Annotated in this window: 7 protein-coding genes; 1 reads left to right on the forward strand and 6 read right to left on the reverse strand. The window is 69.0% G+C overall.

Annotated features, from left to right (window positions below; all coding sequences use genetic code 11):
• Nucleotides 1-216: 216 nt before the first annotated feature.
• The gene (locus U0177_RS10300; protein WP_409570537.1) at nucleotides 217-789 is read right to left on the reverse strand and encodes a redoxin domain-containing protein; all 573 of its coding nucleotides are present in this window, start codon (nucleotides 787-789) and stop codon (nucleotides 217-219) included.
• A gap of 501 nt (nucleotides 790-1,290) precedes the next feature.
• Here U0177_RS10300 and U0177_RS10305 point away from each other — a divergent pair.
• Complete coding sequence (locus U0177_RS10305) at nucleotides 1,291-2,199, forward strand: NAD(P)/FAD-dependent oxidoreductase (protein ID WP_409570538.1); 909 nt, start codon at nucleotides 1,291-1,293, stop codon at nucleotides 2,197-2,199.
• Nucleotides 2,200-2,415: 216 nt separating this feature from the next.
• Here the strand turns inward: U0177_RS10305 and U0177_RS10310 are convergent, their stop codons facing one another.
• The 5 genes from U0177_RS10310 to U0177_RS10330 form a co-directional block, all read right to left on the reverse strand.
• Nucleotides 2,416-8,622 carry an Ig-like domain-containing protein gene (locus U0177_RS10310; RefSeq protein WP_409570539.1) on the reverse strand — a complete coding sequence of 2,069 codons (6,207 nt, stop codon included), beginning with the start codon at nucleotides 8,620-8,622 and terminating at the stop codon, nucleotides 2,416-2,418.
• Nucleotides 8,623-8,857: 235 nt separating this feature from the next.
• Nucleotides 8,858-9,403, reverse strand: a complete 546-nt coding sequence (locus U0177_RS10315) for a nucleotidyltransferase family protein (protein WP_409570540.1) — start codon at nucleotides 9,401-9,403, stop codon at nucleotides 8,858-8,860.
• Nucleotides 9,404-9,539: 136 nt separating this feature from the next.
• Nucleotides 9,540-10,151, reverse strand: a complete 612-nt coding sequence (locus tag U0177_RS10320) for a GNAT family N-acetyltransferase (protein WP_409570541.1) — start codon at nucleotides 10,149-10,151, stop codon at nucleotides 9,540-9,542.
• Nucleotides 10,138-10,644 (reverse strand): DUF402 domain-containing protein, encoded by a 507-nt coding sequence (locus U0177_RS10325; RefSeq protein WP_409570542.1) that lies wholly within the window; start codon nucleotides 10,642-10,644, stop codon nucleotides 10,138-10,140. The genes U0177_RS10320 and U0177_RS10325 overlap by 14 nt, the downstream gene beginning before the upstream one ends.
• Nucleotides 10,641-11,423 (reverse strand): SIR2 family NAD-dependent protein deacylase, encoded by a 783-nt coding sequence (locus U0177_RS10330; protein WP_409570543.1) that lies wholly within the window; start codon nucleotides 11,421-11,423, stop codon nucleotides 10,641-10,643. The genes U0177_RS10325 and U0177_RS10330 overlap by 4 nt, the downstream gene beginning before the upstream one ends.
• Between the last annotated feature and the right edge of the window lie 234 nt (nucleotides 11,424-11,657).

Genomic DNA, 11,657 nt, shown 5'->3' on the forward strand with positions numbered 1-11,657 from the left:
GGGGGTGTCAACGTAACGCCGGCGCGAGCGCCGCGCTGCAATCGCCTGCGCGCCTGTTTGAGAAGCTGGATCTGCTGCTTTTTTGATTACTTGTGTTTTCTTGTGCGGTGCCCGGCAAAGCCGGGCGCCGCACAAGAAAAAGAAATTTCGGGGGCGGCGAAGCCGCCCCCGAACCTCCACCAAAGTGTAAGTAATCGAGCGAATTCGGTATAACAGCTACGGCGCGGCTGCAAGCGCTGCGGCGATCTGCCGGTCGGTCTCCTCGTAGGCACCCTCGCCGATGTGGTCGTAGACGATCTGGCCGTGCCGATCGACCAGGTAAAACCGTGGCCAGTAGTTGTTGCGGTAGGCCCGCCAGATTGTGTAATCGTTGTCCTGCACAACCGGCCACTCGATCCCGGCCTGCTTCACCGCATCCTGCACATTGCCGAGCACGCGTTCGGCAGCGAACTCGGGCGTGTGCACGCCGACGATCACGAGCCCTTGATCTTTGTACTTTTCCCACCACTGTTTGACGTATGGCAGCGTGTTCTGGCAGTTATAGCAGCCGTAAGTCCAAAAATCAATGAGCACGACCTTGCCGTGGCTATTCAGGTCGGCCAGCGTCAGCGGCTCGGAATTGATCCAGGCGCCGGCGCCGTCGAGCTCGGGCGCGCGCGGCGCGTCCTTCTGTGCAGCGTGCGTGGCGGCCGGGCGGCCGGCGGCTTCGGGCGCGGGCCGCAGCAGCGCCAGGGCGCCAATCAGCAGGGCCACGCCTGCCAGCGCCGCGAGCGGGAGTGCTACGCGCATAGAGAACCTCCTCGGTATGTGCGGCAATGCCGCTGGTGCTTCGCCACGTCTGGAACGGCGACTGTGGCCGAGCATCAGCATACGCGCCGCCCCTTATGAGGGCGTTACGAAACTCTTACGAGATGAGGCGCAGCCTTCCCGAAACGCACCGCGTAAGTCCTGTGAATGACAGGACTTACGCAGTTGCCTGCGATATGGGCTTGTTCTGCCTGCGGCAGCATGGTACTGTACTTTCTTTTGTGCTCAGAAGGTGGCGCATTGCGCCACCTTCTGAGCACCTTCCATGCAAAAGTACCGCTCTGCCGAAGGCAAAAACGCGCAGCGCGTAAATCCTGTGAATGAGCTGTCATCACCTGTTGCGCTTTCTTTACGCACATATGCCGTGGCGCAGCCTATACTTCGGAGGTAGCGCAATCCCTGTTTTTGCTGCCTGTTTCCGCGTCGCAGGGCGCGTGCGTCGGCAGCACCCCACGAACATCACCATAGAGAATGAGGAAACGTATGCATGATCTGATTATCGTAGGCGGCGGAGCGGCCGCGCTTTCCGCTGCGGTCTACGCGCTCGGCAAACAGCTCGATGTCGTGATTGTATACGAGAAGCTGGGCGGCAAGGCCGGCACCCAGCAGCACCTGCGCGGCCAGCCGGGCGACGAGTATGTGGCCGGGGCGGCGGCGGCGCGGGCGCTCGAGCAGCAGGTGCTGGCCTACCCCAACGCCACAATCTGCGACCGCGTGAGCAGCGTCGTGAAGAACGACGGCGTGTTCCAGGTATCGACCGGGCAGCACGGCGTGCTCGAAGGCCGGTCGGTGCTGGTGGCCACCGGCGCGGCGCCGAAGCCGCTTGAGGCGCCTGGCGCGCTCGAGCTGCTGGGCCAGGGGTTGGGCTACTCGGCCACCACGCACGCCCACATTGTCGCCGGCAAGCCGGTGGCGGTGGTGGGCACCTCCGTGCGCGCGCTGCGCGGCGCGGCCGAGCTGGCGCGCACCGCCGCGAAGGTGTATATCATCGCGCCCGAGGCGGGCGGCCTGGAGACGCCGCTGGCCCACTCGCTGCGCCAGCGCACGAATGTCGAGCTGATCGAGGGCTTCCAGGTGAAGGCGGTGGTTGGCCCGTTTAATGTCGAGGCGCTGGTGATCGAGCAGGGCGACGAGCATCGGCGGCTGCGCGTCAACGCGGCGTTTGTCGATCTTGGGCTGGTGCCGAACAGCGCGATCGTGCAGAAGATTGCGCAGACCGACGCCGATGGGTTTATCTGGGTCGACGAGCTGAATGCGACCACGCTGCCCGGCCTGTTCGCGGCCGGCGATGTCACGACGGCGTTTGGCGAGCAGATTTTGATCGCGATCGGCGACGGCGCGCGCGCGGCTCTCAGCGCCTACGATTATATTCTGACGCATACGCCGGCGTAATTGCCTTGCGTCAATGCGATGAGGCTTTATACGCTGTTCGCTTGATCACGTATCGATTGTGTTGCACTAGGTGGCTTCGCCATGTAGTGCAACACAAAAAGAGGCGGCGAAGCCGCCCCCAAACCCCACCAAAGCGTAAGTCACAACAAAAAAGAAGGCTCGGCAGGTAGCGCCCTGCCGAGCCTTCTTTTCGCTCATGCCCGAGGCAAGCCCAGACTATTCAGTGATGCGCAGGATCTGGCCATCGGCGCGGCCGTACACCTCGGGGAAGTACTGCTCGCGCGCGGTGGTCGGTATGACGCGAAATTCGCCGGCTTGCGCGGCGCGGATGGTGTAGCTGTACAGGTATGCGCCGCGCGGCAGCGCGTCGGCGAACAGCGCCAGCTTCTCGTCGCGCAGCTCGCTGTGGCTGTACCAACGCCACCACCACGGCCACGGGCTATCGACGATTGCTGTCTGTCCGGGGGCGGCTTCGGCGATGGGCAGGTTGCCGGTGGTCTGCGGCGGCTGCGCCAGCAGGCTGGTGGTGGCCAGGCTGGTATCGACAGCCTCGGCGCCAGCGGGCAGCGGGTCTTCGACCTGCAGGTAGTACAGGTCGTTTGGCGCAACGATCTCAAGCTCCACGCGGATGACATCGCCCACGCGCGCCTCGCGCAGCTCGGGGCACTTCGGCCCGTCCTGGCAGCTTGCCAGGGTGTAGCGGCGGCGCACGCTCACGCCGCGATCGAGCGCTTGCGTCTGCTCGACCGGTAGAAACGCGCGCAGGTGCGCGGTGTAGTACAGCTGCCCGCCACCCGCGCCCCGCCCGATCGTCAGCCGGTTGCCGCCCTCGCTCAGCAGGTTGGCCACGCGCGTGCGCAGCACGACCGGGGTCTGAGCGTCGTTCGGGCCGATGTGGCCGCCGGCCTGTTGCGCGTTGTTCAGCCACACGCCGTAGTCGTAGTCGGGGCGCAGCTCGCCGCTCTGGGCCATCCAGTCGGTCAGCGCGATCAGCGACCACGCGCTCTCCTGGGTGCTGGCCCACTCGCCGTCGCGCCGCGCGGCCATCAGCCAGCGCACGACGTTCGGGAGCAAAGGCGAGGCAGGCGCCGCCTGCTGCGATGTGGCGCTCGGCGTATCGGGCGGCTGCTTCGCGCTGGCGGATGGGTCGAGCCGGGCCAGGGCCATGAGCACGATCGCGGTGGTGCGCGTATCGGTGTTCATGCTCAACCAGTCGGGCTGGTTTTCTTCCCAGTGCGCGCCGGTCGCGCTGAGCACGGCGGCGCTGTTCAGGTCGGCCAGCAGCCCTTTGATGCGCGCGTCGTCGGGCGGCGCGCCGGCGCGGTTCAGCGCCAGCGCCAGCAGAGCCTGGGCGAAGTAGCTCAGCTTGGCGCGGTTGGCGTACACATCGTCGAGCCGTGCGCCGTCGGCGCGGCCAGCGTCGGCCAGCACGTACAGCAGCCACGCCTGCTGGTTGGCGTCGGCGGTGCTGAGCTGATCGGGGCGCCTGCCGGTGGGCAGCAGCTTGCTCGCCAGGTAGTCGAGGCCGTGCGCGATCACGTCGTCGCGCACGTCGTAGCCGCTTTCTTTGGCGCGCAGCAGCCCGAACACCACGTAGGCGCTGATATGCGGGTTGCTCTCGTCGAGCTGGGCGTTGGCGCTGGGCGGCCACCAGCCCCAGCCGCCGTCGCCGTGCTGCTGGGCGTACAGCTTGGCCAGGCCGTCGCTCACCAGCTGCGGCAGGCGCGCCGCGAGGTCGGGGTTGGCGATGCCCAGGCGCTGCAGCGCGCGCTGCGTCAGAATGTTCGGCAGAAAGCGCGAGACCGTCTGCTCGGTGCATTCATACTCGAAATGCTCGAGCGCGCGCAGGCCGTCGCGCATGCCCGCCGCCAGCGACGGGTCGATACGCACCGTCAGCTCGCCGCTGCGCGGGTCGACATTCGGCGGCAGCCCGATCGCCTCGGTGCGCGCGCCTGCGCCGGCGATCTGCCCGCCGGTGCCGACGATCTCGGGCGCGCTGTAGCGGTATACCGGCAGCGTGCCCTCCGGCCCGGTCGCCAGGCGCGGCCGGCTGGCGTCGGCGTACTGGCCCGACCGAGCGCTGAACACCAGGTCGGCGCTGGTGACGTCTTGCGCCTCGGCGCGCCAGCGCACGCGCGCCTCGCCATTCGCCGGGATGCTCAGCGTCTGCGTCAGCTCGCCGGTGATGCTCAGGCCGCGCGTGGCCAGGGCCACCTGGGCGTCGAGCGGCGCGCCGGTGTTGTTGCTGACATTCGCGGCCAGCTCGACGACGTCGCCGACCACCAGGAAGCGCGGCGTTACCGGGCGCACCAGCAGCGGTTTGGTGACGAGCAAGCTGGCGGTGCCCTCGCCAACGCGCGTCTCGGCGGTGAAGGCTACGCCGCGTAGCACCCAGGTGGTGAGGTTATCGGGCAGGCGCAACTGCACGCTGGCTCGGCCGCTCGCGTCGGTCTGCACGCGCGCGTTCCAGTAGGCGGTGTCGGCGAACTGCTGGCGCACGGCGATCTCCGGGCCGGCCGCGGCGCTCTTGCTGTCGGCTGCCTGGGGGGCTGACGCTGGTATGGCGGTACCGAGGGGCGCGCCGCCGGCGCTGCCGGCAGAGCCGCCAGCCGCAGTGGTCGGCAGGCTGCCGAGCGGCGGCCCCTGCTGGCGCAGCAGCTCCTGGTCGAACTGCTGCAAGAACCGGTCGCCCGACACCGCCAGGCCGCTGGCGGTGCCTACGGCCAGCGCGCGCCGGTAGTAGAAAGCCTCGCGGATGGCGTCGGGCGTGCGCGGCTGCAGGCTTAGCACCGCCTGATCCACCAGGTCGAGCGATAGCTCGGCCGCGACTGGCTGGCCGCCCAGGTCGCTCACCTGCACGTCGAAGTCGGCCGTCTGGCCGGGCTGGGCGCTGGTGTCGCCCTGCGCCAGCCTGGGCGTCAGGCTGACCTTCAGCGATTGCGGGTCGGGCGCGACCGCCAGCGGCAGGATGCCGAGCTTGAAGTCGGACGGCTGGCCGGCGGCCTCGGGCGGGCTGAATAGCGTGACCGTGACGTACACGTTGGGCGCGTGCGCGGCGGTGATCGGCAGGCGGAACAGCGCGCTATTGCCGTTGAGCTGGCGCACCTCGTAGCTCAGCACGCCGCCGCGCTCGACGGTGATCAGCGCCCAGTGCGGCCGCGTGAACGGCGAGGGGATCAGGATCTCGGCGGTCTCGCCCGGCGTATAGCTGGTCTTGTCGGCGATCAGCGATACCTGGTCGGTGTTGTCGCGCCGCCAGGGTGTGTACTCGCTGCCGGCGACCCACACAAACGCCGAAGACTGCGCGGCGCGGCCGCCGGCGTCGGTGGTGCGCGCCACCACGCGGTACGAGCCGGCCTCGGCCGGCGTGAATGTAGCGCTGGCCTGGCCCTGCGCGTCGGTGGTGACGCTCTGGCGGCCGGCGCTGGTGCGCACTTCCTGCCACTGCCAGTGCCCGCTGCCGCCCGCGTCGGCCACGAAGCGGTTGTCCCAGGTATACTTCACCAGCTCGACGTCGATCGCCTGCCCAGGCACGCGCCGGCCGGCAGTATCGCTGGCCACCAGGTCGATCGTCTGCGGCTGGCCGGCCTGCGCGACGTAGCCGCGCGGCGCCAGGCCGATGTACAGCTGGCCGCGGTGCAGCACCAGGCTGGCGCGCCCGCTGATCGCCTGGTTGTCGTTGCCGGTTACGGTCGCCTCGATCGTCAGGCGCACGCTGTCGGTGATCGGCACCCCCTGGGCGTCTTTGAGGTCGGCCGGGATGCCGATCGCCAGGCGGCCCTGCGCGTCGGTGGTGCCGCTGCCGCTCAGGATCGGCTGGGGTGGCGTGGCTGGGCGCCACCAGCACTCCCAGCAGCGCCAGGGGTCGTCGCTATCGCCGAACTGGTAGCGCCCGCCCCACGCCGGCTGAAAGCGGTAGCTATCGGCCAGCACGTTCCACTGCACCGGCGCGTTGGCCACCGGCCCGCCAAAGAAGTAGCTCACCACGGCGGTGGCGGCGATCGGCGCGCCGCGCACCAGCTCGGCGGCGGGCAGCGCCACGCCCACCTGGAACTCGGGCGGGCGGTAGGCCGCCACCTGGAAGCTCGCGTTGCCGCCCTGGCCGCCGAGCGACACGCCAATGCTGTACTGGCCGAGCGCCGCGCCGTCGGCCAGCTTCAGGCTGCCGTCGAACGCGCCATTGGCGCTGAGCGCCAGCTGCTGCTGGGCTACCTGCTCGCCGCGCGGGCTGGTGATCGTCACCTCGGCCTGGCCGCCCGGCGGCAAGCTGAAGCTCGCGTCGCTTTCGCTGCGCACAATGCCTTTGAAGTGTACTTCCTGGCCCGGCCGGTAGATCGGCCGGTCGGTGTAGACGTGCATCGCCAGCGTGGGCAGCGCGCCGCTGCCGTCGAGCCCGAAATCCCAAGGGCTCAGGCCGCGCGACCAGCTCGAGGCGGCGGCGGCGAACGGCTGGCGCGCGATCGCGATTGTCCAGTGGTTTTCGCTGCGCGCGAGCTTCAGCCGCGCCACGCCATTCGCGTCGGTGCTGGCGCTGCCGAGCGCGCTGCCCGTGTCGTCGAAGAAATCGAACGCCAAGCCGGCGGCAGGCTGGCCGCTGGCCAGGTCGTTGGCCCACACCAGCGCGTCGCCGGGGCTCGATTTGAGCGTCACGTTCAGGTTCGACACCACCAGCACGTGCTGCTGCGGCGGGCCTTGCGGCTGGTCGAGCGTCAGCAGGTACGCGCCGGGGTCGAGCGCGCCGCCATTCGCCAGCAGGTCGATCTTGGCGAGCGTCGGCTGGTCGAGCGGCGTGTTCAGCGGCACCTGCCAGCGGCGGATGAGCGTGTCGTCCGTCGGCGTGCGCGAGGCATCCCAGTAGGGCTGTTTCAGCGCGTCGAGGCTCAGGCGGAACAGCGCCAGGCTGGCGGTGCCGATATTCACCGAGCTGATGCCGACGCGCGCCGGGTTGTGCGCGTCGTAGGTAGCGATGTAGTCGGGCATCACGATCTGGATCCCCGGCGGCAGCGGCGCGGTGCGGAAGCCGATCTCCAGCGCCTGGCCGGTGCGGTTGCCGTATGGGTCGGCGATGCCTGGCCCGATCCGCGCGCGGTAGCTGCTCGACGGGCGGGCGCCAAAGCTGATGTGGAAGCCGTAGGCCGCGCCGGGCGGGGCGCTGGTGTCGCCTGGGTAGATCTGCGCGCCGTAGGTGTACACCTGCGTCGGCGAGATCGGCGGCGTCATCTGCAGGTTGGCCATCACCGTGGCCGCGTCGATCGGCGTGTTGAAGAACAGCGCCAGGTCGCTGCCGGGGTTGACGTTGGCCTGGCCGTCGGCCGGCTGGGTGCCGAGCAGCCGTGGCAGCGGCACGGTGTGGAAGGCGCTGGTGAAGTCGGCCGCCATGCCGGCGCCGGCCGCGCCGCCCAGGCTGGCGCCGAGCGCCACCTGGTAGTCGCTGTCGAACGCGAGCCGCTGGCCTGGCGTGAACACCAGCGTATCGCGCACGAGATCAAGTGTGCCGGGCACGTCGGCGCCGCCTGCGCGCAGGTGGAAGGCGGCGCGCGCGGCCGCAGCGTCGATCGGCTGGCTCAGCTGCAGCGAGATCGGCTGCTCGATCGGCACCAGGCGCTCGCCGTCTTGCGGGAATACCGCCAGCACCTGCGGCCGCGCCGTGCTGAACGACCAGCGGTACTCGCTGGCGAGCGGGCTGCCGTCGATGCCCTGCAGCCCGGCCGCGACGCTGGCGCTGTAGCGTATGCCGCCCGGCAGCGGCGCGCTGGGGTGGAACACATACACGGCGGTGTTGAGCCACTCGCCCCGGCCGGCGATCGGCGGCGTGAAGCTCAGCGGCTGGGGCGCGTCGGCCTGGCCTTCGGCTGGCGCTAGCGGCACCACCGGCCGGTTGAACAGCACGGTGATCGTGGCGTTGGGCTGCACCTCGGCCGCGTCATTCGCCGGGATCACCTGGCCGACCTCGAGAAAGCCGGCGGTGCTGAAGCGAAACTGGAACGGCCCGGCCAGCTGTGCGCCGTCGGCGGCGCGGGCCGCCTGGCCGAGCGTCACGTCGAACAGGCGCGCGCGTGGCAGCGGCTGGCTGGGCACAAAGCGCAGCGTGCGCGCGTCGGCCCACTGGATGCTGCCGCTCACCGCCGGCGCGAGGCTAAACGCGCTCTCGACGGCCTTCTGATCCATGGCGCGGTCGAACACCAGCTCGATCGGCTGGTTCGGCGCAAGCTCGGCGCCGCGCGCCGGGCTGCGGCCAACGACAATCGGCGAGACGGTGCCCTCGGGCAGGGGGGTGTAGGGCAGGCGCGCCGGTGTGGGCGGCGCGGCCTCGGTTGGCCGCTCGACAATCGGCGCCGGCCGGCCGCGCAGCGCAAATGCCAGCCCACCAACCAGCGCCACAACCACCACAGCGGCGGCGATTCGAACAGTGCGGCGACGCATAGGCCGTCCCCTTTATGTACACGAGCTGCGCGCTCCCTGCGGGTTGGCTGCCGCCGGCTCCAGGTGTGGCCACCGGTGGCCAGCCAGGGCAGTGCTCGGAAGGCGCCGGGAGCCCTGGGCGCCCGATCTCGCCGCATCCAGCGCGTAAGCCGTGCCTAGTAGCCGTGCGAACCAATCGATGTTGGAAGAGAGACGCCTGAGCAGGCGAGGATGTTCCGGGGATATTGTAGCATTTCTAGAGCGCGAGGCCGAGGCGGGCCAGCGCGTCGGCGGCGGCCTCGGCCGCGTTCATGGCCTGGGCGCGCGCGCGCATGTACGCCAGGTCGAGCTGCTGGCGGCGGATGATCCCGGCGGCGTCGGCCAGGTCGTGCTTGCCTTGCTCGGGGCCGCGGCCCAGCACTACCTTGTGCACCAGCACGTCCTCGGGCGCCAGCACCGTCACCGGCGAGCCGAGCAGCGGCATACGCCGGATGTGGGCGAGCATCGCGGCGTCGAGGCTGAAGGGGTGGGTTTGCGCGCCGCGGCGGATGCTCAGGTCGTCGAACAGCTTGATGCCGCGCCAGAGAATGCGCTGGCCGTCGAACTGGACGGCTTTGTGCTGCTGCTGAAGCAGCCGTACGACATCGGGTAGTTTGCCTGGGGTCACCAGAATATCGACATCCTGGATCGGCCGCCGATCGCCGTACAGGTGCGCGGCGCAGCCGGCGCACACCGCCCATTTCAGAGTATTGGCGTCGAGCAGGCGTTGCACAACCCCGAGGTTCCCGGCGATCAGCGACATAGCAGCTCCAGCAGGCAAGCACGAGAAGCAGCGGCAGCGCAGCTGTCGCTTGTATCATAGCACGCCGAAACGGCAGCACAAGGCGGTAAAAAGTCCTGTTGTGCTATCCCCCACGCCGCGCGCGGGGCCGGCTGTGCTAGCGGCGGCCGATCGAGCGCGCGTAGCGCAGCCAGTCGTTCTTGTGGAGCTGCATCTCGTAGAACTCGACATACAGGCCGTGCTGGCCATTGCGGAAGAACGGCCGCAGCTGGGCGTAGTGCGGGCTGTCGAGCACGCGCCAGTCGAAGCGGCTATCGGCGATGCGCCAGTCGCTGCCGGCGAAGCTAAAGCCCAGCCGCTCGTACGAGCGCACCGCGCGCTGGTTGGGCGCGGCCACGTCGAGCACCATCGCCTGGAAGCCCAGATCGGTGAAGTAGTAGGTGAGGAACAGCGCCAGCGCTTCGGTGCCGAGGCCCTGGCCGACGTACGACGCGCCGAAGGTAATGCCCAGCCGCGCCTGCGACTTGCGGGTATCGATATCGCGCAGCGAGATCCGCCCGATCATCCGGCCGGCCGCATCGTCGACGGCCCAGGTGCGGCGCATCGCCGTGCTTTCGAAAAACGACCAGACCTCGCTAGACAGGCCAACCTGGCGCGGCAGGTTCCAGAGCGGCTCAAGCGGATCATTGTAGGGGGGCCATTCGTCCGCCAGCTCGTCGTCGTGGAACGTCCAGGGACGAATCGAAAGCCGCGCACTACGGAGCAGCATTGGGTCTCCAGGCGTACAGGCTACCATCGAATGGGTAGACCCGCCGCGCGATCAGGTCGATCACCTCGGCGCTGGCCTCCCGGCAGCGCTGGATCAGGTCGGCCGGGTAGCCGAAGCGTAGCTGGTGTGCTTCGAACTCGTCCTCGTCGTCGAGTATCACCTCGCCGGTTTGCGAGCGCCAGATCACGTCGAGGTCGAGGTCGATAAAGTGCAGCTGGCCGGTGTGCCAGCTGGCCGGCGTGGCGATATTAATGTAATGGTTGCGCGGGCGCCAATCGGCGTGCCAGCTGATATGCAGGTTGTATGGCCGGTCGGCCCAGTAGAGCTGCAAATTATGCTGCGTAGCAATCATCGAGCCGCGATAGCTTTCGATGTGCGCGCCGGGCGCGAGGTACAGCTGCAGCAGGTTTGGCTCTTCGCGCACCAGCGTAGTGACGTAGTGGTAGTGCAGGCTACCATCGTACTTGGTCGAGCGCACGGTGATTGGTTTCATGGCTCGATGGGAAAGGCGGCCGCGTCGAGCTCGCCGATCTCGCCGACCACCAGGCGCACCAGCTCGGGCAGCGCCTCGCTCAGCGGCTGCTCGATCACGTGGTCGGCCAGCAGCGTGTAGATCGAGTTTTCGGCGTCGATCGAGAGCAGCAGCGCGCCGACGCGCTTGGCGGCGAATGGGAACGACGACACCGGCTCGATCGCGCCGACATCGCCGACGCACACGAACACGTCGCACTGCTCGACGGCGGCGCGCGCGGCGCGCAGCTCCCACTCGGGCAGGCCCTCGCCGAACATCACCACGCCGGGCCGCAGCATGCTGCCGCAATGCGGGCAGCGCGGCGGCGACTCGCCCACGTCTTCCCAGGCCGAGATAATGTGCCCGGCCTCGTAGCAGCGGCTGCGGCGCAGGCAGCCGTTCAGCTCGATCAAATCGCGCGAGCCGGCGCGCCAGTGCAGGCCGTCGATTGTTTGCGTAATCAGCGTGAAGGTTGGGTAGTGCTGCTCGAGATCGACCAGGGCGTAGTGCGCGGCGTTCGGCTCGGCGGCCTCGGCGGTGCGGCGGCGGTGCTCGTACCACTCCCAGACCATGCGTGGGTTGCGCAGGTATGCCTGCACGGTGGCGAGCTCGCTTACATCGTACTGCGCCCACTCGCCGGTGTGGGCCTCGCGAAACGAAGGCACCTTGCTGGCGGCGGCCATGCCGCCGCCGGTGAGCGCCACGACACGTTTAGCCTGCTTCAAGCGCTGCAGCACTGAGTCGGGCAAAGTCAGCGGCATCGCGATCCTCCTTATATCCACACGCGGCCGGGCCACCGAGCACTGCCTGCAGCAGCGGCAGCGACTCGACAGCCGGGCCGATCAGCAGCTTACCGAATATGCCGGGCGGGGCGATGCCGCGATTGTCGGCGCCATGGGCGCGCCGCACCGGCGGGCGTAGTGGGACAGGTCGGCGGCGCGCCGCACCACGCCGGGGGTTCGAGCCAAGAGCCGCGCCTGGCAACGCCGCCGCAG

Source organism: Kouleothrix sp. (assembly GCF_046328425.1).
Classification (GTDB): domain Bacteria; phylum Chloroflexota; class Chloroflexia; order Chloroflexales; family Roseiflexaceae; genus Kouleothrix.